16 protein-coding genes are annotated in these 22,452 nt (G+C 66.9%); 9 read left to right on the forward strand and 7 right to left on the reverse strand.

Annotated features, from left to right (window positions below; translation table 11 throughout):
* The first annotated feature begins 59 nt into the window (after positions 1 to 59).
* Positions 60 to 2,000 carry a TonB-dependent receptor gene (locus tag AC3A4E_RS09485; RefSeq protein ID WP_487631238.1) on the forward strand — a complete coding sequence of 647 codons (1,941 nt, stop codon included), beginning with the start codon at positions 60 to 62 and terminating at the stop codon, positions 1,998 to 2,000.
* 55 nt (positions 2,001 to 2,055) lie between these two features.
* Entirely contained in the window at positions 2,056 to 4,191 is a 2,136-nt protein-coding gene (locus AC3A4E_RS09490; RefSeq protein ID WP_487631239.1) for a prolyl oligopeptidase family serine peptidase, read from the forward strand.
* A 307-nt stretch (positions 4,192 to 4,498) separates the two neighbouring features.
* Here AC3A4E_RS09490 and AC3A4E_RS09495 read toward each other — a convergent pair whose 3' ends face one another.
* Positions 4,499 to 5,422 carry an AraC family transcriptional regulator gene (locus AC3A4E_RS09495; protein ID WP_487631240.1) on the reverse strand — a complete coding sequence of 308 codons (924 nt, stop codon included), beginning with the start codon at positions 5,420 to 5,422 and terminating at the stop codon, positions 4,499 to 4,501.
* Positions 5,423 to 5,584: 162 nt separating this feature from the next.
* On the opposite strand from AC3A4E_RS09495, the gene AC3A4E_RS09500 reads away from it, so the two are divergent.
* From AC3A4E_RS09500 to AC3A4E_RS09510, 3 genes are all read left to right on the forward strand, one after another.
* Positions 5,585 to 6,634 (forward strand): NAD(P)-dependent alcohol dehydrogenase, encoded by a 1,050-nt coding sequence (locus tag AC3A4E_RS09500; protein WP_487631241.1) that lies wholly within the window; start codon positions 5,585 to 5,587, stop codon positions 6,632 to 6,634.
* Between the two features lie 25 nt (positions 6,635 to 6,659).
* A complete protein-coding gene (locus tag AC3A4E_RS09505) occupies positions 6,660 to 7,709 on the forward strand; it encodes an alpha/beta hydrolase (protein ID WP_487631242.1) in 1,050 nt (349 codons plus the stop codon).
* A 120-nt stretch (positions 7,710 to 7,829) separates the two neighbouring features.
* A complete protein-coding gene (locus AC3A4E_RS09510; RefSeq protein ID WP_487631243.1) occupies positions 7,830 to 9,044 on the forward strand; it encodes an MFS transporter in 1,215 nt (404 codons plus the stop codon).
* Positions 9,045 to 9,192: 148 nt separating this feature from the next.
* Here the strand turns inward: AC3A4E_RS09510 and AC3A4E_RS09515 are convergent, their stop codons facing one another.
* From AC3A4E_RS09515 to AC3A4E_RS09535, 5 genes are read right to left on the reverse strand one after another with little or no spacing between them, the layout of a single operon-like run.
* A complete protein-coding gene (locus tag AC3A4E_RS09515; RefSeq protein WP_232149407.1) occupies positions 9,193 to 10,290 on the reverse strand; it encodes a branched-chain amino acid aminotransferase in 1,098 nt (365 codons plus the stop codon).
* Positions 10,291 to 10,299: 9 nt separating this feature from the next.
* Entirely contained in the window at positions 10,300 to 11,706 is a 1,407-nt protein-coding gene (lpdA, locus tag AC3A4E_RS09520; RefSeq protein ID WP_487631244.1) for a dihydrolipoyl dehydrogenase, read from the reverse strand.
* Positions 11,707 to 11,708: 2 nt separating this feature from the next.
* Complete coding sequence (locus AC3A4E_RS09525; RefSeq protein ID WP_487631245.1) at positions 11,709 to 13,055, reverse strand: dihydrolipoamide acetyltransferase family protein; 1,347 nt, start codon at positions 13,053 to 13,055, stop codon at positions 11,709 to 11,711.
* A 3-nt stretch (positions 13,056 to 13,058) separates the two neighbouring features.
* Positions 13,059 to 14,096, reverse strand: a complete 1,038-nt coding sequence (locus AC3A4E_RS09530; RefSeq protein ID WP_487631246.1) for an alpha-ketoacid dehydrogenase subunit beta — start codon at positions 14,094 to 14,096, stop codon at positions 13,059 to 13,061.
* Positions 14,097 to 14,098: 2 nt separating this feature from the next.
* A complete protein-coding gene (locus AC3A4E_RS09535) occupies positions 14,099 to 15,349 on the reverse strand; it encodes a thiamine pyrophosphate-dependent enzyme (RefSeq protein WP_487631247.1) in 1,251 nt (416 codons plus the stop codon).
* A 348-nt stretch (positions 15,350 to 15,697) separates the two neighbouring features.
* Here AC3A4E_RS09535 and AC3A4E_RS09540 point away from each other — a divergent pair, with 348 nt between their 5' ends.
* The 4 genes from AC3A4E_RS09540 to AC3A4E_RS09555 all read left to right on the forward strand — a co-directional run bounded on the left by AC3A4E_RS09540 (position 15,698) and on the right by AC3A4E_RS09555 (position 21,525).
* A complete protein-coding gene (locus AC3A4E_RS09540; RefSeq protein ID WP_232135165.1) occupies positions 15,698 to 16,609 on the forward strand; it encodes a LysR family transcriptional regulator in 912 nt (303 codons plus the stop codon).
* 356 nt (positions 16,610 to 16,965) lie between these two features.
* A complete protein-coding gene (locus AC3A4E_RS09545) occupies positions 16,966 to 19,191 on the forward strand; it encodes a TonB-dependent receptor (protein WP_487631248.1) in 2,226 nt (741 codons plus the stop codon).
* Between the two features lie 28 nt (positions 19,192 to 19,219).
* Complete coding sequence (locus tag AC3A4E_RS09550; protein WP_487631249.1) at positions 19,220 to 20,599, forward strand: serine hydrolase domain-containing protein; 1,380 nt, start codon at positions 19,220 to 19,222, stop codon at positions 20,597 to 20,599.
* A complete protein-coding gene (locus tag AC3A4E_RS09555) occupies positions 20,599 to 21,525 on the forward strand; it encodes an alpha/beta fold hydrolase (RefSeq protein WP_487631250.1) in 927 nt (308 codons plus the stop codon). The genes AC3A4E_RS09550 and AC3A4E_RS09555 overlap by 1 nt, the downstream gene beginning before the upstream one ends.
* A 16-nt stretch (positions 21,526 to 21,541) precedes the next feature.
* Here the strand turns inward: AC3A4E_RS09555 and AC3A4E_RS09560 are convergent, their stop codons facing one another.
* A complete protein-coding gene (locus tag AC3A4E_RS09560; RefSeq protein WP_487631251.1) occupies positions 21,542 to 22,444 on the reverse strand; it encodes a LysR family transcriptional regulator in 903 nt (300 codons plus the stop codon).
* Positions 22,445 to 22,452 lie beyond the last annotated feature (8 nt).

The following is a 22,452-nucleotide window of genomic DNA, read 5'->3' on the forward strand; positions in this document are numbered from 1 at the left end:
CCACGTCGGCCCAGGCGCAGCAGACCAGACCCGCGGCGGCTGCCACGAACAGCGATCCGGTGGACCTGTCGTCGGTCATCGTGACCGCGCGCAAGCGTGACGAGCGCCAGATCGACGTGCCGATCGCAGTCAGTGCGGTCACGGGTGAGCAGATCGACGCGATGGGTCTGCTCAACGTGGTCGACGTGATCAACAGCACCGCCGGCGCGTCGTCGATCGACACGGGCGGCGGTTTCACCCAGGTGCAGATCCGCGGCGTCTCGAGCTCGCTCGGCGGCAACGACAACGGCTACTACCTCGACGAGATTCCGTTCACCGGCGTGTCCGTGCCGTGGTATCCCGATGCGCGTTCGTTCGATCTGGACCGCGTCGAGATCCTCAAGGGCCCGCAGGGCACGCTGTTCGGTGAAGGCTCGATGGGCGGCACGGTGCGCATCATCACGCGCAAGCCCGACTTCAACTACTTCAACGCCGGCATCGAAGCCTCGGCGTCCACCACTGCCCACGGCGGTGACAGCTGGGGCGGCAAGGGCTACGTCAATGTGCCGCTGATCGACGACAAGCTCGCCGTTCGCGTCGCGGTGACCGACGAAAGCCTGTCGGGCTGGATCGACGATGCGACGACGGGCGAGAAGGACATCAACGAACAGCGGGTGAAGACCGGCCGGGTCAAGGTCCGCTTCGCGCCCACCGAACGCTGGAACATGGATCTGGCGTACTGGAAGTACGACTCGAAGGCGCCGGGTGGCGGCAATACCTCGTTCGACGATCTCACCACGCGCTCCTATTTCAACAACGTCGACCAGTGGCATGTGGCCAGCTTCGTGACGACCTACGATTTCGAGGGGTCGCAGCTGTTCTATTCGTTCGCCGATTCGAGTCTCGAATATCTCAACGACGGCATGCTGGATCCGAACACGACCTATCTCAGCGATATCGCGATCGACGTGCGGACCCAGGAGCTGCGCTGGTCATCGACCGGCAACCGCAATTTCGACTGGACCGTGGGTTATTACCTGCGTGAAGCCGAACGCAATGACGGCTCCAGCATCGGCGGTCTGCCGCCGAGCCGGTCCAGCCAGACCAACGATGCGTACGCGATCTTCGGTGAGACGACCTACCGGCTGCCCGACACGAACTGGGCAGTGACGACCGGTCTGCGCTACTTCAAGGACGAGGTCGATGCGGTGTCGTTCACCACCGACCGCACGTCGACGCTCAACGCTTCGTTCGACAGCTGGAATCCGCGACTGAGCATCTCGTACAAGCCGGAGCCGGACACCACGCTGTACGTCAGTGCTGCGCGTGGATTCCGCTCGGGCCAGTTGCAGCCGATCAGCTCGATCCTGCTCGCCGAGCAGAACGGCATCGATCTGCCGTCGACAATCGATCCCGACTCGATCACCACCTACGAGTTCGGTGCGAAGACCCTGCTGCTCGACGGCAAGGTCCTGCTCGAAGGTGCGCTGTTCCACAGCGACTGGAAGGGTGTCGCGGTGCGCGTGCCGATCACCGCGCAGATCAACGGTCTTGCGAACTCGGAAGGCACGGTCAATCGTGGTGTGGAAGCCAACATCGTCTACAACCCGACGCGCGACTGGACCCTGCAGCTGGGCGGCAGCCTGACGGATGCGACCTACGCCGCGGACGTGCCGGGCACGCCGTTGAACAAGGGTACGCCGGTCTACAACGTGCCGAAAACGAGCATCAACGGTTCGGCAGGCTACAGCTGGCCGCTGGGGGGACTGAAGGCGATCGCACGCGGCGGCTTCGTCTACAACTCGGCACGCGAGACCGCCCTGACGCGCGGCAGCCCGGGCGACGAGATCCTGATGGTGGATGCGCGCATCGGCCTGGAGTCGCCGGCGGGCTGGTCGACCTTCCTGTACGGCGAGAACCTGACGGACGAGGACGGCGCGATCAACGCCCGTGCGGCGCTCGGCAACGCCAACCATCCGCGCCCACGCACCTTCGGTGTGCTGTTCCGCTACAACTACTGATGCGGCGTGCACCGGCGCGTCCATCGGGCGCGCCGGTGTGGCTGCGGAGACGACGATGAAACGCATGTTCGACAACACCGCGCTGCGCACCGTTCTTCTGGGAAGTCTGCTGGCGTCTGCGGGTGCAGTGGCATCGGCCGAGCCCGATGATCAGTGGCTCGAGACGCCACACGATCCGAAGGCCCTGCAATGGGCGCGGCAGGCAACTGCCGACACGCGCGCCAGACTCGGCGCATCGCCACGGCACGCGGCGCTCGCGGGTGAGCTGGCGGCCGTGCAGGAGACGCCGCCCGCCGAGGCCCCGATCACATTGATGGGCGCGCGCGCGATGCGCTTCCAGCAGGACATCCAGCATCCCCAGGGGCTGCTGCAGATCGCGCCGCGCGACGCGTCCGGCAAGCCCGGCGCCTGGCGCACGGTACTGGATGTCGCGGAGCTGCGCGCACGTGAGAACGTGCCGTTCGAACTGCAGGCGTACAGCCTCGCAGATGCGTGTGCCGCACCGTCCTACACGCGATGCATGCTGCGGCTGTCGCCCGGAGGCGGCGACGAGGTGGAGATCCGGGAGTTCGACCTGGACGCTGCCGCATTCGTCCAAAACGGGTTCCATGTCCCGCGTTCACGGGCGTTCGTGCAATGGATCACGCCCGACCGGGTCCTGGTCGAGCACACCGTTGGCGATGCACCCAGAACCGCTGCGGGTTGGCCGGCATCGGTGCAGCTCTGGTCGCGCGGGCAGCCGCTTGCCGACGCGCGCGAGGTGTTCGCCGCGCAACCCGATGATGCGATCGTCACGCTGTCCTCTGTCGGCACAGGCGAAGACCAGCGCGGCGTGATCACGCGCGCGATCGACTACTCGACGTTCGAGATCCATCTCGTGGATCGGGACGGCAATGTGCAGCACGCCGCACTGCCGCGCTCGCTGCGACCGATGGGCGTGCAGACCAGTGGCGATGCGCATCTGATCGTGCAGTTGACCGAGGCCGCGACCCTGGAGGGTCAAGCGTATCCGGCGGACGCCGTGCTTGCGTATGCGGCCGCGCCCGATGCACAGGGCCGTCGCATCACTGCGGTCTACATCCCGCGCGAGGGCGAGTTCATCGGTGGGCGCGGTGACATCGTCGCCTCCGGACACCGTGTGGCGATCGTGACGAGTGAGCGCCTGCGTCAGCGCGTGCTGGTGGCCACGCATGAGGCGGGGGGATGGGCGGTGGATGAGCTCCTGCGGCCGGAAGACGGCGAAGTCGTGGCTTTGCGCGCGGCATCGGACGGCGACCTGATCCTCGAGTTCACCGGATTCACGACGCCCAAGCGACAGGTGCTCTATCCCGCGCAGGGCCAGGTTGCCGTGCTGGCTGAAGACCCGACGGTATTCGATGGCGCCAACTACGTGACGACGATCGGTCAGGCAACGTCGAGTGACGGGACGGTCATCGATTACTACCTGCTCAAGCCGCGCAGCTCACCCTGGTCGGGCCCGCAGCCCACGCTCATGACCGGCTATGCCGCGTTCGGCAGTTCCGTACGCCCTGGATACTTCGACTTCATGGTCGGGGGCAGAGCCTTCAGCCTGTGGCTCGCGCGCGGTGGTTCGCTGGTGATCCCGGCGGCCCGGGGGGGTGGCGAACGGGGCAGCGCCTGGCATCAGGCGGCAATCCGCGAGAAGCGGCAGAAGTCCTACGATGACTTCATCGCGGTTGCGGCCAGCCTTGTCGACACCGGCTATACCGACGGCGCGCATATCGGTGTGTACGGCACCTCGAACGGCGGCCTGCTGTCCGCGACACTGGGAACGCAGCGACCGGATCTGTTCGGTGCTGTCATCAGCGACGTTCCGCTCGCCGACATGCTGCGCATGAAGTACATGGGCATGGGCGCCGCGTGGCTCAACGAATATGGCGATCCCGCTGATCCAGCGATGCGCGATGTCCTGCTCGGGTATTCGCCGGTGCACAACATCCATGCCGGCACGCGCTATCCGCCCTTCATGGTGACCATCTCCACGGAAGACAATCGCGTCGGCCCCGGGCATGCGCGCAAACTCGCATCACGCCTGCAGGCTGCGGGTGGGACAGTCTATTTCTACGAAGGCGAGGAGGGCGGTCATGGCGTCAGTGATCCGCTTCGCAATCCCGAGCTGATGGCGTTGCGGATGACGTTTCTGATCGACACGTTGATGCCTGCGAACTGAGCGTTGCGGCCAAGGGGATTGCGGGTCGCCGGCGACATGGCTGCCTACCTGGATGCAGCCGAAGGATCGGTTGGATCCGCCGGGCCGCCGTTTTCCGGAGGTCCGGCGTATGCGCATTGATACCTCGAACAAGGTGCGGGACGAGCTGTCCGTTCTGCTGTCACGGCAGGCGCTCTGTCACCGGGAGCGTCGGTCAGTGTTGCCGGGAATGCGGGCGCGCATCTGCGTTCTGAGCGCTCGCGCGTGACACGCCGGTACGCCGCCACAGACCTGCGTCGCGAACCTCGACGCCGGTTGGCGAATGGTGTCAGTCGCGCACGTCCTGGCTGCGGAGCGAGGCGATGTCGCGCTTCGGCGGCGCACCGAACAGGCGACCGTATTCGCGGCTGAACTGCGAGGGGCTCTCGTAGCCGACCTTGAATGCTGCACTTGCGGCGTCGGCATGTTCGTTGAGCATCAGGCGCCTGGCTTCGTTGAGGCGCAGCCATTTCTGGTACTGCAGCGGGCTCATCGCGGTCAGTTGACGGAAATGCTGATGGAAGGTGGGTGCGCTCATCTGGACGCGTGCGGCGAGATCCTCGATGCGTACCGCCTCGGCGTAGTGCAGCTTCAACCAGTCGATCGCACGTGAGACGCGGTGGCTGTGGCTGTCGACGGACGCGATCTGCCGCAGCCGCGCCGCCTGGTCGCTCAGCAGCAGGCGGTAGTGGATCTCGCGCTGGATCAAGGGTGCCAGCGCGGCAATCGCATCGGGTTCTTCCAGCAGTGCGACCAGACGGGCGAACGGGTCCAGCAACGCGGGCGTCGCGGTGCCGATCCCCACGCCGGTGCCGACGGGCCTTGCTGCACCTGCCGGAAAGCCACCTTGGGCGACCAGTTCGGCGAGCATCCGCAGATCGAGCTTCAGGGTCAGCCCCACGCACGGCTGCGCGGCAGTGGCTGCGGTGACTTCCGAGTTGGCCGGCAGATCGAGCGACGTCACGAGGAAGCGCGACACGTCGTACGGATAGCCCGTCCCGCCGACCCACATCTGCTTGGCACCCTGTGCCACCAGCACGATGCTGGGCGGAACCATGCACACGACCGGCGCTGCAATCGCGTTGCGCCGGAACAGGCCCAGACCGGGAATCGCCGCGGCGAAATCGCCGGCGTGCGGCGTATGCGATTCGACGATGCGCGCGATCGACTGCGCCGGTGAGGCAGAGCGGGCAGGGGCGGGGTATGCGGTCATGGGGGCTCCGATGGCAGGCGGAACTCTAGCGCGCCGCCGGGCCGCGGTTGCCGGAAACGCGGACAGGTGCATCGGATCGGGCAAGAAACCCAGCGGAATGCAATACCGCCACCAGGTGCGGGGCGGGGAGGATGGCCACCTCTTCACCGACAGGACGACGCCATGTCGATCAATGCCTACGGCGCGCTTTCGGGCGATCGCCCGCTCGAGCCGCTCCGGATCACCCGCCGCGCACCAGGCGCGCACGATGTCCGGATCGACATCGCCTTCTGCGGCATCTGTCACTCCGATCTGCACCAGGCGCGTGCCGAGTGGGCCGGCACGATGTTCCCGTGCGTACCGGGCCACGAGATCGTGGGCCGCGTCGCGGCGGTCGGTTCGCACGTCAGCGGATTCGCGATCGGCGATCTCGTGGGCGTGGGCTGCATCGTCGACAGCTGTCGCGATTGCGCGGACTGCGACGATGATCTGGAGAACTACTGCGATCACATGGTCGGCACCTACAACGGCCCGACAGCCGACGCGCCGGGACATACGCTGGGCGGCTACGCCGAGCAGATCGTCGTGCACGAACGTTACGTGCTGCGCATCCGCCATCCCGAGGCGCAGTTGGCGGCAGTCGCGCCTCTGCTCTGCGCCGGCATCACGACCTATTCGCCGCTGCGCCACTGGAACGCGGGGCCCGGCAAGAAAATTGGTGTCGTCGGTATCGGCGGGCTCGGCCACATGGGCCTCAAGCTGGCGCATGCGATGGGCGCACACGTGGTTGCGTTCACCACGTCGGAATCGAAGCGGGATGCCGCCAGAGCGCTGGGGGCCGACGAGGTGGTCGTGTCGCGCAATGCGGACGAGATGGCCGCGCATGCCAAGAGCTTCGACTTCATCCTCAACACCGTCGCGGCACCGCATGACCTCGATGCGTTCCTGGTGCTGTTGAAGCGCGACGGCACGATGGCACTGGTGGGCGCGCCCGCATCGCCGCATCCATCGCCCCAGGTGTTCAACCTGATCATGAAGCGACGTTCGATCGCGGGTTCGATGATCGGCGGCATCGCCGAAACGCAGGAAATGCTGGATTTCTGTGCAGCGCACGACATCGTCTCCGACATCGAACTGGTCGACGCCGACCAGATCAACGCGAGCTACGAACGCATGCTCGCCGGCGATGTGAAGTACCGCTTCGTCATCGACACCACCACGCTCGCCGCCTGAGCGCCGACCTCCAATGGAGCACACCATGAGCCGACGCTTCGCGCCGCTGGCGCCCCTCGCACTGGCGGCAGCATTGCTGGCCAGTCCCGCCCACGTCTCCGCCGCCGATCTGTCCCGTGGCGCCGACAACTTCTTCGTCAGCGATGCATTGGACATCCGCAAGGTCACGTTCCAGAACCAGTACGGCATGACCGTCACCGGCAATCTGCATGTGCCGAAGACACTCGATCGAAGCCGCCGTCACGCGGCCCTCGTCGTCGGGCATCCGATGGGCGCGGTCAAGGAACAGAGCGCGAACCTCTACGCGGCGAAGATGGCCGAGCAGGGATTCGTCACGCTCTCGATCGATCTGTCGTTCTGGGGCGAAAGCGCGGGCGAACCGCGCAACGCGGTGTCGCCCGACATCTACGCCGAAGACTTCAGTGCAGCCGTCGATTTCCTGCGCACGCAGACGTTCGTCGATGCCGACCGCATCGGTGCGATCGGCATCTGCGGCAGCGGCAGCTTCGTGATCAGCGCGGCGAAGATCGATCCGCGTATCCGGGCGATCGCGACCGTCAGCATGTACGACATGGGCGCGGCGAACCGGCAGGGACTGCGCAACGGTGTGAGCGTCGAGCAACGCAAGGCCGCGATCGCCGAGGCCATCGCACAACGCGATGTGGAGTTCGCGGGCGGCCCGACGCGCTACACCAGTGGCAGCGTGCACGCGCTGGACGCGCAGTCCACGCCGATCGAGCGCGAGTTCTACGATTTCTACCGCACGGCCCGCGGCGAGTTCACGCCTGTGGGTGCTTCGCCGGAAACGACCACGCATCCCACGCTGACCAGCAATCTGAAGTTCCTCAACTTCTACCCGTTCAACGACATCGAGACGATCTCGCCGCGGCCGATGCTGTTCATCACCGGCGACAGCGCGCACTCGCGGGAGTTCAGCGAGGACGCCTACCGTCTCGCAGGCCAGCCGAAGCAGTTGCTCGTGGTGCCGGACGCCGGTCACGTGGATCTTTACGACCGCGTCGACCTGATTCCTTTCGATGCACTGACGACGTTCTTCCGCGACGGTCTCGACTGAGCCTCGCGGCCACACGCTGACACCTTGCCGCAGGGCGCCGGTCGCGGCGTCGTGCGGCGCAGGCCCGTGACGCCCAAGATCCGCGTCCGTGGCTGTCTGCTTTCAGACGGAATCCTCCGCATGTCTCCTGAAATCCAGAACGCCGGCCGCCGCGAGTGGGCGGCCGTGCTCGCGCTGTCGCTCGGTGCGTTTGCCCTCGTCGCCGCCGAGTTCATGCCGGTCAGCCTGTTGACGCCGATCGCCGTCGACCTGCAGGTGACGGAAGGGCAGGCGGGACGCGCCATCGCGGTGTCGGGCGCGTTCGCACTCGTGACCAGCCTGCTCATCGCACCGCTCGCTGGCCGCCTCGATCGCAAATGGCTGCTGCTCGGGCTCACCCTGGTCATGGTGGCCTCGGGCACGCTGGCCGCACTCGCATCGACCTATCCCGTTTTCATGATCGGCCGCGCGCTCATCGGCGTGGCGATCGGCGGCTTCTGGGCCATGTCCGCGGCGACGGCCATGCGACTCGTGCCCGCGCACCAGGTGCCGCGCGCACTGGCCCTCGTCAACGGCGGCAATGCACTGGCGGTGGTGCTGGCGGCGCCGCTCGGAAGCTACTTCGGCGCGATCGTGGGCTGGCGCGGTGCGTTTCTGTCGCTCGTGCCGCTGGCAATGATCGCCTTCGTCTGGAAAGCGATGACGCTGCCGTCGATGCCGGCCGCGGCCGCACGCCCCGCGTGGAACGTTCTGGCGCTGCTGCGGCGTCCGACGGTGGCGTGGGGCATGGTCGCCGTCAGCCTGTTCTTCATGGGGCAGTTCGCGCTCTACACCTACGTGCGTCCGTATCTCGAGACCGTCGCGCACGTCGAGGTCGGCACGCTGTCGATGCTGTTGTTGCTGCTCGGCGTCGCTGGCGTCGTAGGCACGCTGCTGATAGAGCCCTTCATCCGCCGCGGCATGTACACGACTCTGGCGATCCTGCCGCTGCTGATGGCCGGCATCGCGGTCGCGCTGGCACTGACCGGCAGCCGGCTTCCGGTGACCGCGCTGCTGCTGGGATGCTGGGGGCTGTTCGCAACGGCCGCGCCCGTTGCATGGTGGACGTGGCTGGCGCGCACGCTGCCGCACGACAGCGAATCGGCGGGCGGTCTGATGGTCGCCGTGGTGCAGCTCGCGATCGCGTCCGGCGCGACCGTGGGCGGCACGCTGTTCGACAGCGCAGGCTATCGGATCACCTTCTTCGCAAGCGCGGGACTGCTGGTCGCGTGCATGGTCGCGGCCGCGCTGACGTCGCGTGCGGCACGGCGCGAAGCGGATGGAATGCGGCTGCAGACCGGCGGGGTGACCGGCTGATCGGACGTCCGCAGGTCGAACGCTTTGCGCGTCTCTCGCATCTCTCGACCGGTTGCATCCATCCGGATCCGGCGTATTCCTCGGTGCTTTCAGCCACAAGGAAACGGCCCGCAATGCGGGCCGTTTCAGTCACACCGTATGCGATGGATCAGACCAGGCGCGTCAGCCAGCCATGCCGGTCCGGCGCGCGGCCGTACTGGATGTCGAGCAGATCCTTGCGGATGCCCATCGTGATTTCGCCCGGCTGCGCATCGGCATCGCCGACACTGAAGTCTGCGCCCTTGAGCACGCCGATCGGCGAGATGCTGGCCGCGGTGCCGCAGGCGAAGACCTCACTGATCTCACCCGAGCGCACGCCTTCCATCCACTCGGCGATCTCGACGCGGCGTTCGGTCACGGTGTGGCCGCGATCGCGCAGCAGCTGGATCACGCTGTCGCGTGTGATGCCTTCGAGGATGCTGCCGGTCAGCGAAGGCGTGACCACGCTGCCGTCGCGCATGACCAGGAACACGTTCATGCCACCGAGTTCTTCAACGTACGTGTTGGTTTCCGCGTCGAGGAACAGCACCTGCGCGCAGCCGTTCTCGACCGCCTCGCGCTGCGGCAGCAGCGACGACGCGTAATTGCCGCCGCACTTGGCCGAACCGGTACCACCGCGGCCGGCACGTGCGTAGTCGCGCGAGAGCCAGATCGAGACCGGCTTGATGCCGCCCTTGAAGTAGGCGCCGGCGGGGCTGGCGATCACGTAGTAGGCCACGCGACGCGCCGGGCGCACGCCGAGGAAATCCTCGTTGGCGATCATGAAAGGCCGGATGTACAGGCTCGATTCGCCGCCACCGGGCACCCACGCTTCATCGGTCTTGACCAGCTGCTTGATCGATTCGACGAACAGGTCCACCGGCAGTTCCGGCAGCGCCATGCGGCGGGCCGAATGCTGCAGGCGACGCCCGTTGGACTCCGGACGGAAGGTCCACACCGAACCGTCGGCATGACGGAACGCCTTCATGCCTTCGAAGATTTCCTGGCCGTAATGCAGCACCGCGGCGGCGGGCGAGAACGTCAGCGGACCGTAGGGCCGCACGTGCGCGTCGTGCCAGCCATCCTCGACGGTCCAGTCGATGGCGACCATGTGATCGGTGAAATGCACGCCGAAACCGGGGTCGGCGAGGATCTTCTCGCGATCGGCCTGCTCGCGCGCCTGCTGCGAGGGGACGTGGCGGAAGGTGGGGAACGTGGCGTCAGTCATGCGCGGAACTCAGATGTGCAGGGCGTGGCCGAGTGCGCGGAGTGCGGCTTCCTGCACGGCTTCGCCCAGCGTCGGGTGGGGGTGGATGGTACCGGCGATGTCTTCGAGCGTTGCACCCATCTCGATCGACTGCACGAACGCGATCGACAGTTCGGACACCTGCACGCCGACGGCCTGCCAGCCGAGGATCCGGTGATCGCCTGCGCGCGCGATCACGCGCACGAAGCCATCGGTCGATTCCAGCGACATCGCGCGGCCGTTGGCAGCGAACGGGAACATCGAGGTCTTGATCTCGATGTTCTGCGCCTTGGCTTCGTCCGGCGACAGGCCGACGACGACGACTTCCGGGTCGGTGAAGCACACCGCCGGAATCGCCGCCGGCATGAAGTGACGTTTCTTGCCGCTGACCACTTCGGCCACCAGTTCGCCCTGCGCCATCGCGCGGTGCGCCAGCATCGGTTCGCCGGCGACATCGCCGATCGCCCAGACGTTGCGCATCGAGGTCTTGCACTGGTCGTCGATCCTGATCGACTTGCCGGCGAGATCGAGACCCAGCGATTCGAGGTTGAAGCCGTCGGTCTTCGGACGACGACCCACCGCAACCAGGATCTGCTCGGCGTCGAGCGTGAGTTCGTTGCCGTCCGGATCGCGCACGCGCAACGCGCCGCCGTCGGTCAGGCCGAGCACGCTGTGCTTGGTCAGCACCTTGACGCCCGACTTGTCGAGATGCGTGGCCACCGGCTTGGTCAGCTCACCGTCGTAAGCCGGCAGGATGCGGTCCTGCGCTTCGACCACGGTGACTTCGCAGCCGAGCTTGCGATAGGCAGTGCCGAGTTCGAGGCCGATATAGCCGCCACCGACGACGATCAGATGCTTGGGCAGCGAGGTCGGCGACAGCGCTTCGGTCGAGGAAATCACCTTGCCGCCGAACGGCAGGAACGGCAGTTCCACCGGCTCAGAACCCGTGGCAAGCAGCAGGTGCTCGCACTTGATGCGCAACGTGCCGCCGTCCTCGCCCGCGCCGGCAACATCGACGGTCTTGCCGTCGACGATCGACGCCCAGCCCTTGATCAGCTGCGCGCCGTTCTTCTTCAGCAGCGCGCTGACGCCGCCGGTCAGCTTCTTGACGATGCCGGCCTTCCACGCAACGGTCTTGGCCAGATCCAGCGCCGGCGCCTGCACGCTGATGCCGAGCGGGGACGTGCCGGCCGCGTAGCTGGCGACCTTGGCGAATTCCTCGGCGGCATGGATCAGCGCCTTCGACGGAATGCAGCCGATGTTGAGGCAGGTGCCGCCAGGATTGACGCCTTCGACGACGATGGTCTTGACGCCGAGCTGGCCGGCGCGGATGCCGGCGATGTAACCGCCGGGGCCGCCGCCGATGACCAGCAGCTGGGTTTCGATGGTCTGACTCATGATTACTCCACGAACAGCAGTGCAGGGGTTTCCAGGCGGAGACGGATCGCCTGCACGAACTCGGCCGCGTCCATGCCGTCGACGATGCGATGGTCGAACGAGGACGAGAGGTTCATCAGCTTGCGCGCGACGACCTGGCCTTCGCGGAACATCGGACGTTCGATGATGCGGTTGACGCCGACGATCGCCACTTCCGGGTGATTGATGATCGGCGTCGACACCACACCGCCGACCGGGCCGAGACTGCTGATGGTGATCGTCGAACCGGACAGCTCATCGCGGGTCGCCTTGCCTTCGCGCACGGCGGCGGCGAGACGGCCGATCTCGGCCGCGGTCTGCCACAGGTCCAGCGATTCGGCATGCGCGATCACCGGCACCGACAGGCCTACCGCGCTCTGCGTCGCGATGCCGAGCTGCACGCCCTCGTAGCGCGTGACGACGTTCGCTTCGTCATCGAACCGGGCGTTCATCTGCGGGAAGTCGCGTGCCGCAAGCACCACCGCGCGTGCCAGCAGCGGCAGCAGGGTCAGCTTGCCGCGCGTCTTGCCCCAGCGATCGTTGAGCTTGGCGCGCAGCGCTTCCACTTCGGTGACGTCGATTTCTTCCACATAGGTGATATGCGGAATGTTCGACCACGACTGCTGCATCTTCTGCGCGATCTTGCGGCGCAGGCCCATGATCGGCACCTGCTCTTCGCCGGTGCGACGCGCATAGCTGCTGCCGCCCGCGCCACCACCGACCGGCTGCGCTTTGCCACCAGCTTCGGCGTAGGCGTCGAGGTCGGCGTGCAGGATGCGGCCACCCGGACCGGTCGCCGGCACGTAACGCAGTTCGATGCCCAGATCCCAGGCGCGGCGACGCACGGCGGGCGAGGCCAACGGCTGTTCGCCGGCCGCGAGCACGCTGTTGGTGACCGCGCTGCGCGCGTCCGACTTTGCGGCCGGTGCAGGTGCCGCTGCCTTCGCAGGTGCGGCGGCGGGCTTGGCTTCCGCCGCCGGTGCAGGCTTGGCGTCGGCCGCCGGCTTCGGCGCTTCGGCCTTGGGCTCGGCCGCGGCGTCTGCGGGCTTCGCCGCAGCGGGCGCACCGGCGGACGCGGCATTGCCGGCGCCTTCGACTTCGAGGCGGATCAGCTCGCTGCCGACGGCCATCATCTCGCCGGGCTTGCCGCCCAGAGAGACCACGGTACCCGCGACGGGCGAGGGGATCTCGACCATGGCCTTGTCGGTCATGACCTCGGCCACGACCTGGTCTTCGGCGACCTGGCCGCCGACTTCGACCTTCCAGGCGATCACTTCGACTTCGGCGATGCCTTCGCCGATGTCCGGCATCTTGATGACGTGATGTCCCATGGCTCAGTCCTCCAGCACGCGCTGCAACGCTTCGATGACCCGGGCCGGGCCCGGGAAGTAGTCCCATTCCTGCGCATGCGGATAGGGGGTGTCCCAGCCGGTGACGCGTTCGACCGGTGCCTGCAGGTGATAGAAGCAGTGCTCCTGCACCAGCGCGACCAGCTCGGCGCCGAAGCCGCAGGTGCGCGTGGCCTCGTGCAGCACGATGCAGCGGCCGGTCTTCTTGACCGACTCGGTGATCGCGTCGAGATCCAGCGGCCACAGGCTGCGCAGGTCGATGACCTCAGCGTCGATGCCGGCGTCTTCGGCCGCAGCCTGCGCCACCCAAACGGTGGTGCCGTAGGTCAGGATCGTGACCGCCTTGCCTTCGCGGACGATGGCGGCCTTGTCCAGCGGCACGCTGTAGTAGCCCTCGGGCACGAGGTTGTCGGCGTGCTTGGACCACGCCGTGACCGGACGGTCGTGGTGGCCGTCGAACGGGCCGTTGTAGAGGCGCTTGGGCTCCAGGAAGATCACCGGATCGTCGTTCTCGATCGAGGCGATCAACAGGCCCTTGGCGTCATACGGGTTGGACGGCATCACCGTACGCAGGCCGGCCACGTGGGCGAAGATCGCCTCCGGGCTCTGGCTGTGGGTCTGGCCACCGTAGATGCCGCCGCCGCAGGGCGTGCGGAACACCAGCGGCGAGGTGAACATGCCACCCGAGCGATAGCGCAGGCGCGCGGCCTCGGACACGATCTGGTCGTAGGCCGGATAGATGTAGTCGGCGAACTGGATCTCGGCGACCGGACGCAGGCCATAGGCGGCCATGCCGATCGCCGCGCCGGCGATGCCGCTCTCGGAAATCGGTGCGTCGAACACGCGCTGCTTGCCGTACTTGGCCTGCAGGCCGTCGGTGCAGCGGAACACGCCGCCGAAGTAGCCGACGTCTTCGCCGAACACGACGACGTTGTCGTCGCGCTCGAGCATCACGTCCATCGCCGAACGCAGCGCCTGGATCATCGTCATCGGCGATCCGCCGTTGTTCTGGGTTTCGCTCATGGTCAGACTCCCAACTGCTGGCGCTGGCGACGAAGGTGTTCGGGTAGATCTTTGTAGACGTCGTTGAACATGTCGGCCGCACCTGGACGGTTGTCGCTGCCGAGCAGGCCGTGGGTCTCGGCTTCCTTCAATGCACGCGAGACTTCAGCGTCGAGTTCTGCGCGCACGGTCTCGTGCTGTCCGTCGCTCCACAGGCCGCGCTTGACGAGGTGCTGTTTCAGACGATCGATCGGATCGCCGAGCGGGAAGTGCTGGGCGTCGTCGGCCGGGCGGTACTTGGACGGATCATCCGAGGTCGAGTGCGGACCGGCGCGGTAGGTCACCCACTCGATCATCGTCGAGCCCAAGTTGCTGCGCGCACGCTCGGCAGCCCAGCGCGAAGCGGCATAGACGGCGAGCAGATCGTTGCCGTCCACGCGCAGCGACGGAATGCCGTAAGCGGCACCGCGCGCGGCGAAGGTGGTGTTCTCGCCACCGGCGATCGCCTGGAAGGTCGAGATCGCCCACTGGTTGTTGACCACGTTGAGGATCACCGGCGCGCGATAGACGTGCGCGAACACGAGCGCGGCATGGAAGTCGCCTTCAGCCGTCGCGCCGTCGCCGACCCACGCGGTCGCGATCTTGGTGTCGCCCTTGATCGCCGAGGCCATCGCCCAGCCCACGGCCTGGATGTACTGGGTGGTCAGGTTGCCGGAGATCGAGAAGAAGCCGGCGTCCTTGTACGAATACATGATCGGCAGCTGGCGGCCCTTCAACGGGTCGGCGGCGTTCGACAGGATCTGGCACATCATGTCGACCAGCGAGACTTCCTTGGTGATCAGGATGCCCTGCTGGCGATAGGTCGGGAACTGCATGTCGCCGTCCTGCAGCGCCAGCGTCTGGCCGACCGCGATGGCTTCCTCGCCCAGGCACTGTATGTAGAACGAGGTCTTCTTCTGGCGCTGCGCGATCAGCATGCGGGCGTCGAACGCGCGGGTCTTGAGCATCGCGTGCATCGCACGCAGCAGCACCGCATCGTCGATGTCGGCGGCCCACGGACCAACGGCATCGCCGTTGTCATCGAGCACGCGGATCAGCTGGCTGGTCAGCGGTGCGGTCTGGCTCGCCGGCACATCCAGCGCGGGCTTGTCGACGCTGCCGGCGGGGCTGAGTTGCAGATAGGAGAAGTCGGTGGCCTGGCCCGGGCGGGCACTCGGCTCGGGCACGTGCAACCGCAAGGGTTCGGTTGCGGCCGGATTCGGGGATGTGGTCATGTCAGGGGCCTCGCTGGGCATGGGTCATGGAGCTGCAGGCATGCCGGCGGCGGGGGGCGGCGGCAATGAAGAGGGCGGTACGGTCGCTCGACGCGCGTTCGGGCGTCGGCAGTGCTGGGGACGCGGCGGCACGCGCTGCATGCGCGTGCGGGGGCGGACTGGACGGGGCACAGTGCAAGAACGCTTCTCCCGGTCGGACGGGCGTCGGCCCGCGGCTTTCAAGGCGGCGTGGAGCGTGACGCAGTCCGCCAGACGTGAAGTCTAAAGGCGGCAGCGAATATCGTAAATTTGTTTAATTGACTATGAGGTATCGTTTATTCAGATACCCAAGCCCCGCCGGAGCGCCGCATGCAGATCCCCGCCAACATGTCGCTGCGGCAATTGCGCTATTTCGCCGAGGCTGCCGAGCTGGGCCAGTTCTCGCAGGCCGCGCGCAAGCTGCACGTCTCGCAGTCGGTGATCACGACCGCCGTCGCCCAGCTCGAAACCCTGCTGGGCCTGCGCCTGTTCGACCGCATGCCGCACGGCGTGGCCCTGACCGCCGAAGGGCACCGCTTCCACCAGCATGTGCGCCACATCCTCGACACCCTGCAGGACGCGCTCAGCGAGCCGATGTTCCTGGCCAACACACTGGCGGGGACGGTGCGGGTGGGCGCGTCGTACACCGTGCTCGGCTATTTCCTGCCGAGCCTGCTGGCGCGGTTCAAGCGCTCGTATCCGCTGGTCGAGATCGACCTGATCGACATGGACCGGGTCGAGATCGAACGCGGCGTGGCCGAAGGCGCGCTCGACTTCGGGCTCTGCATCATCTCCAACATGGTCGAGCCCTACACGCTGAAGCGGCAGCTGCTGATCCGTTCGCGCCGGCAACTGTGGCTGGCCGAATCACATCCGCTGGCACAGCAACCGGTGATCGGGCTGGCCGATGTAGCGGCGTATCCCTACATCATGTTGAAGGTGGACGAGGGCGAAGCCTCGGCGCTGCGCTACTGGCAGTCGGTGCAGCGCGAGCCCAACGTCGCCTTCCGCACCTCTTCGCTGGAAGCGCTGCGCGGACTGGTGGCCTACGGATTCGGCGTGAGCATCCTGTCCGACATGGTGTACCGGCCGTGGTCGCTGGAAGGCCGCCGGATCGACGTGCGCACGCTCGACGATGCGGTGCCGCCGATGGAAGTCGGCCTGGTCTGGCGGCCTGATGAAGCGCTGTCGGCACCGGCGAATGCGCTGCACCAGTTCCTGGTGTTCGCGTGCAGCGCCTGATCGCGGGGCACCTGCGCAACTCCTGAGTTGTCCGGGAGCCGCAGGGCGGGGCAGGGCGCCCCGATCCGGTCCCGGAGAAGCAGCCACCACACGCCATGAGCCGGTGCATCCACACCCATAGCGGACGGTTATGCATGACCCACGGATTCTGAATGGATGGCGCTTGCAGAAGACGCCTATCCTCGGAACGGAAAATTCAGAGTCCTTTTTCTCCTATCAGGTCAACGCCCCTCAACCCGGAGGCGAGGGCCGCCCCAGTCACCGCACCGCCATCGCTCCGCGCCCGCGCGTTCCTCCCCCAGCCGGGTTCTGTCTGTCCTTTCAGGGTTCCGACCCATCTGCCGAGACCGAACACCATGAGTAACCGCAACTTCCGTCTGTCCCTGCTGCCGCTGGCCTGCGCCGCCGGACTCGTCGCGCTGGGCGCGAGCACGGGCGCACTCGCCCAGGACGCGCAGCAGGATGCGGATGCGCCGCCGAGAGGCCTGCAGACGCTTGAAGCGGTGCAGGTCACCGCGCAGAAGCGCGTGCAGTCGTCGACCGAAGTGCCGATGTCGATCAGCGTGCTGGGCGAGGCGGAACTCGATCGCCTGCAGATCAACAACGTCAACAATCTGGCCGGCGTGATTCCCGGCCTGCAGGTCACCAGCCTCGGCTCGCCGGGACGTTCTCAGGTGTCGATCCGCGGCATCGTGCCGCTGGGCAATACCGCATCGACCGCGATCTATGTCGACGACATTCCGCTGACCCCGAACGGTTCGCTGTCGGGCGGCACGTCCGGCATGTTCGATCTGCTGCCCTACGACCTGCAGCACGTCGAAGTGCTGCGCGGCCCGCAGGGCACGCTCTACGGCGCGAGCGCGCTGGGCGGACTGGTCAAGTACGTGACCAAGCGGCCGGAACTCGATTACCTCGAAGGCCGCGTCGGCGGCACGGTCAGCGTGATCGATGACGGCGGCCATGTCGGCTACGGCGGCCGCGCATCGATCAACGCGCCGCTGGTGGAAGGCAAGGTCGCCATGCGTGCGAGCTATGCCGAACAGGCGACGCCGGGCTGGATCGACAACACCGTGCTGCAGCGGCGCGACACCAACGACGTACGCCAGAGTGCCGGCCGACTGTCGGTGCTGTGGCAGCCGGTGGAATCGGTCGAAGTGGTGGCAACCGCGCTGACCCAGAAGAACAAGGGCGACAACCTTGGTGTCGTCTCGCTGGATCCGGTGACGCTGGAACCCTCGCTGCCGGGCTACGCGAATTCGTACTTCCTGCTGCAGCCGAGCACGATCGACGCCGACGTCTATGGCCTGACCGTGGACTGGGATCTGGGCTGGGCCGATCTGAGCTCGTCCAGCAGCTGGCTCGATTCCAGGACCTGGCGCATGCAGGACCTGTCCGCCGAATACATTCCCTTGCTCGGCGGTGTACCCGGTCGCGCGCCGTTCGCCTACGCGGTGCTCGACACCGATATCGCGCTGACCAAGTTCACCCAGGAAGTCCGGCTGACGTCCAAGAACACCGGACGGCTGGAGTGGCAGATCGGCGCGTTCTACACCGACGAGGATGCCGACTATCTCGAGTTCGGCGACGCGCTCAGCCCCGCGATGAGTCCGCTCGTCTCGATCTTCAGCGCCACCGTGCTGACCAACTATCGCGAGAAGGCGCTGTTCGGCAACACGACGTGGAAGTTCACCGACCGCTTCGACCTGGCGCTCGGCGTGCGCTACGCGCAGAACGACCAGGTGTTCGACCAGAGCCTCGGTGGTCTGATCGGTGGCGGGCAGTCCTACACCGGCACATCGTCGGAGAACGTGACCACCTGGAGCGTGAGCCCGCGCTTCCAGTTCGGCACCGACAGCATGGCCTACCTGCGCATCGCCACCGGCTATCGCGCCGGCAGTCCGAATCCGCTGGTCGCCAACGCACCCGAAGTGCCGCGGCAGGTCGGCGCGGACACGCTGACCAACTACGAGCTGGGCCTCAAGAGCCATCTGTGGGACCGGCGCGCACTGATCGAAATGGCTGCATTCCGCATCGACTGGGAAGACATCCGTCTGAACCTGGGTACGCCCAGCGGCATCTCCTACGGCGTCAACGGCGGCGGCGCGCGCAGCCAGGGCCTGGAGTTCAGCGGCTCGGTGATGCCGGTCGACGGTCTGCGCCTGAGCAGCAGCCTGACCTACACCGATGCAGAACTCACTGCGCCGATTCCGGGCCAGGCACCGGCTGGCGCCGCGCTGCCGCAGGTGCCCGAATGGAGCGGCAGCCTGCAGGCGCATTACGAGTTCCCCGCGCGCGGCGAATGGGTGTGGGGCGTCAACGGCGCGTTCCGTTACTACGGCGAGCGCCCGCTGTCGGTGGCCCCCGCGCAGTCGATCACGCTGCCCAGCTATGGTCTGCTGGATCTGAGCGTCGAAGTGGGCAATCCGGATGCGTCGTTCCGCTTCTTCGTCAACAACGTCACCAACGAAGACACGTTCACGTCGGCCAGCCGTACGCTGTACGGGTCGGCCGTGCTGACGCGCTGGAACGGCGTGATGCTGCAGCCGCGTACGGTCGGCGTGTCGTTCGACTACAGGTTCTGATCGTGGGACACAGCCGCGGAGCGCACCCTTGCTGAAGTCGACACTGTGGTGGTCGTTGCCGTTGGTGCTGGCGACGGCGCAGGTGCAGGCGATCGGGGCCGGAGAAATCCGGCCGCTGATCGCCGACGGCACGCATGCGAATGCGCCCGGCTGCGCGGTCGCGGCGTTCCGCGCGGGTCAGCCGATCCTGTCGACCTCCGCGGGCCTCGCGGATCTGGAAACCGGTCGCGCGATCGACGGCAGCACGCAGTTCTACGCGGCGTCCGTCTCCAAGCAGTTCACCGCGCTGGCGGTCGCGCAACTCGCGGTCGCCGGTGACATCGATCTCGATGGCGACGTGCGCACCTATATTCCGGAACTTCCGGAATACACGCGCACGGTGACGCCGCGGATGCTGCTGCATCACACCGCCGGCATCGCCGACTGGCTGTCGCTGGCGGCGATGTCGGGTGCGAAGGACTGGGGTGCCCTGGATAGCGCGCAGGCGCTGGCGCTCGTCGTCGCGCGTCCTGACACCGCATTTGAGCCGGGGACGCGCTTCGAGTATTCCAATGGCGGCTACCTGCTGCTCGCGGAACTCGTCGCGCGGACATCCGGCCAGTCGTTCGCCGACTACATGCGCACGCACGTGTTCGAACCGATGGGCATGCGCGATGCGTTCTTCATGGATGGCGCACGTCCGGACGGCGCCCACGTCGCACACGGCTATCTGCCCGATGGCGACGGCTTCGTAGTGCGCGATACCTATCCGCTGATCGGCGGTTCGGGTGGACTGATGCTCAGCGCCGATGACCTGGCGCGCTACGAGAACGACATCGAAATCGGACATGCCGTGTGGACCGATGCGGTGCGCGACATCATGCTGGCGCCTGCACACCTGCGGGATGGCAGCGCGGCGGGCATGCCTTCGGGCCTGGACTATGCGGGCGGTCTGCGCGTCGGCGAGCGCAATGGCCAGCACGTGGTCGAACACGGCGGCGCGGCCGAAGCATTCAAGCTGCAGTACCTGCGTGTGCCGGCGCGCAGGCTGGCCGTCGCGGTGCTGTGCAATCGCGGCGACTGGAATCCGAATCCGCGCGCCGATGCGATCGCCGCACTGCTCGAAGGCGACGCGCTGTGGACCGGCCCCGCGCCGATGCCCGAACGCGCCGGCGATTACGTGGACGCGGGCCTCGATCTGCACTATCGCGTGGGTGCCGTCGAAGGCGACCGCCTGCCGGTGCGCATCGTGTCGCCGCTGACAGGTGAGGCGGGCGCGGTGCAGTGGTTCAAACGCGGCGCGCAGGGTGTCTTCGTGGCCGAAGATCCGCTCAGGCCGGTCCAGATCCAGTTCGAACCCGATGGCGCCGCACTCCAGCTCTCTATCGCCGGCGCCAACACCTTGCGTCTGTTGCGGAGTTCCGACTGATGTCGCACGCCTTGCCGCGACCGCGCCGGCGGCGCTGGCTCCGTATTTCGCTCGTCGTACTCGTGGTGCTTGTGCTGGCCGCCGTGCTCGCGCTGCATCTGCTGATCCGCAAGGGCAGTTGCACGTCGGACATTCCGTTTCCGGCGACGCTGCAGTCGGCCGAGGTCGATGGTCGACAGGTGTCGTGGTCGATCAGCGGAGAAGGCGGCGCAGCGACGCCGACGCTGGTGCTGATCACTGGTCTGGGCAGTGGCCAGGTGACGTTCTCTGCCGTGCTCGAGCGTCTGGCGCAGCACGGCCGGGTGATCACCTTCGACCGGCCCGGCTACTGCGAAAGCGACGCCGTACCCGAGGGCCCGCGCGATGCCAACACGATGGCGTTCGAACTGCGCGCGCTGCTGCGCGAGACCGGCGTGCCCGGCCCGTATGTGCTGGTCGGCCATTCGCTGGGTGGTCTGATCGCCGAGTCCTATGCCGCGCGTTATCCGCAGGACGTCGCGGCTCTCGTGTTCGATGACGCACGCGCCTCGGATTTCATGCTGCGCTGTATCGCCGCGCTGGGCGAATCACGCTGTGCCGACCCGTGGTGGCTGGGCGGTGTGCTCGCGCTGGCCCCCACACAGGCGCGCGAGTTCAGGGCGCTCGAAGCCAGCGAAGCGCAGGTGCGTGCGATCACGCCTGCAGCAGATGTGCCTGCGCTGGTGCTGTCGGCCGGCGTGCTCAAGCGCGGCGATGATTTCCTCACCGTCTGGCTCGACAGCCAGCGTGGGCTGGCGACGCGTTACGGCGCGCGGCAGGTCACGTTCGAGGGCAGCGAACATTTTCTGCACACGCAGGATCCCGATCGCTTCGTCGCCTTGGTCGGTGCATTCGTCGATGGCTTACCGAAGCACACGCGGGCGATCGAGGCCGATACACCGGATTGAGAATGCCGCCGCGCGATCAGACGTCGTCCGGCCCGCCACGTTCGTTCAACGCGACGGCGAAGTGTTTCAGGAACCCTTCGGTCAGGCGCGACGGCGGCCGGTCTTCGAGGAACATGCACTGCACCTTGAAGCCGAGCGCCGGTGACGTCGGCCGGTAGGCAAGACCGGCGCCGCCGGTGGCCTGGGCGGTGAACTCGTCGACGATCGACATGCCCGCGCCGCAGCGGGTCAGACCGGCCGCGATGTAGAAAGTCTGGTTGGACACGACCTCGCGCACGCGCACCTGCAGGCGCTGCAGTTCGCGATTGAACAGATCGCCCAGCGGCCCGCCGGTGGTCAGCCCGACCAGATCCCGGTCCTGCAGCGCCTGCAGCGGAATGCGTTCACCGGCGTCCGGCAGGTCCTGGTCGCGGAACATCAGCACCAGTTCGCCGTCGGCCAGATCGCGGCGTTTGAGCCGCGGGTGCGGCGGCGCGTCGTAGCCGATCGCGATGTCGCAGCTGCGTTCGTACAGCGCCCGGAAGAGGTCGTCGTGATGCAGTGTCTGTACTTCGAACGTGGCCTGCGGATGGCGCGCGCGGAAGCGGGCGATCGCAAGCGGCGCGATGTGCAGGCCCAGCGACGGCACGACGGCGAGGCGGATGTGCCCGTCGGTCAGGAAGCGCAGATTGCTGGCGGTCTTCTGCAGTGACGTCAACCGACGGAACACTTCCGCGGCTTCGGTCGCCAGTGCGTGCGCTTCCTCGGTCGGGACCAGGCGCCCGCGCACGCGCTTGAACAGCGCCATGCCCAGTTGCTGTTCGGTGTGCTGCAACACCTTGCTCAGCGCCGGCTGCGAGACGTGCAGGGCTCGCGCGGCGCCGCTGATCGAGCCGGTGGTGTAGATCGCGTGGAAGACTTCGATCTGGCGGAAGCGCATGGGTCGGG

The organism is Luteimonas sp. Soil_N_1, from assembly GCF_057656255.1.

Bases quoted from the DNA above. Each gene is read 5' to 3' on its own strand.
- AC3A4E_RS09515 (WP_232149407.1), bottom strand. From the start codon at position 10,290: ATGACTGACGCCACGTTCCCCACCTTCCGCCACGTCCCCTCGCAGCAG.
- AC3A4E_RS09495 (WP_487631240.1), bottom strand. From the start codon at position 5,422: ATGACCGCATACCCCGCCCCTGCCCGCTCTGCCTCACCGGCGCAGTCG.
- AC3A4E_RS09555 (WP_487631250.1), top strand. From the start codon at position 20,599: ATGTCGCACGCCTTGCCGCGACCGCGCCGGCGGCGCTGGCTCCGTATT.
- lpdA (WP_487631244.1), bottom strand. From the start codon at position 11,706: ATGAGTCAGACCATCGAAACCCAGCTGCTGGTCATCGGCGGCGGCCCC.
- AC3A4E_RS09525 (WP_487631245.1), bottom strand. From the start codon at position 13,055: ATGGGACATCACGTCATCAAGATGCCGGACATCGGCGAAGGCATCGCC.
- AC3A4E_RS09560 (WP_487631251.1), bottom strand. From the start codon at position 22,444: ATGCGCTTCCGCCAGATCGAAGTCTTCCACGCGATCTACACCACCGGC.
- AC3A4E_RS09500 (WP_487631241.1), top strand. From the start codon at position 5,585: ATGTCGATCAATGCCTACGGCGCGCTTTCGGGCGATCGCCCGCTCGAG.
- AC3A4E_RS09490 (WP_487631239.1), top strand. From the start codon at position 2,056: ATGAAACGCATGTTCGACAACACCGCGCTGCGCACCGTTCTTCTGGGA.
- AC3A4E_RS09540 (WP_232135165.1), top strand. From the start codon at position 15,698: ATGCAGATCCCCGCCAACATGTCGCTGCGGCAATTGCGCTATTTCGCC.
- AC3A4E_RS09505 (WP_487631242.1), top strand. From the start codon at position 6,660: ATGAGCCGACGCTTCGCGCCGCTGGCGCCCCTCGCACTGGCGGCAGCA.
- AC3A4E_RS09510 (WP_487631243.1), top strand. From the start codon at position 7,830: ATGTCTCCTGAAATCCAGAACGCCGGCCGCCGCGAGTGGGCGGCCGTG.
- AC3A4E_RS09545 (WP_487631248.1), top strand. From the start codon at position 16,966: ATGAGTAACCGCAACTTCCGTCTGTCCCTGCTGCCGCTGGCCTGCGCC.
- AC3A4E_RS09530 (WP_487631246.1), bottom strand. From the start codon at position 14,096: ATGAGCGAAACCCAGAACAACGGCGGATCGCCGATGACGATGATCCAG.
- AC3A4E_RS09535 (WP_487631247.1), bottom strand. From the start codon at position 15,349: ATGACCACATCCCCGAATCCGGCCGCAACCGAACCCTTGCGGTTGCAC.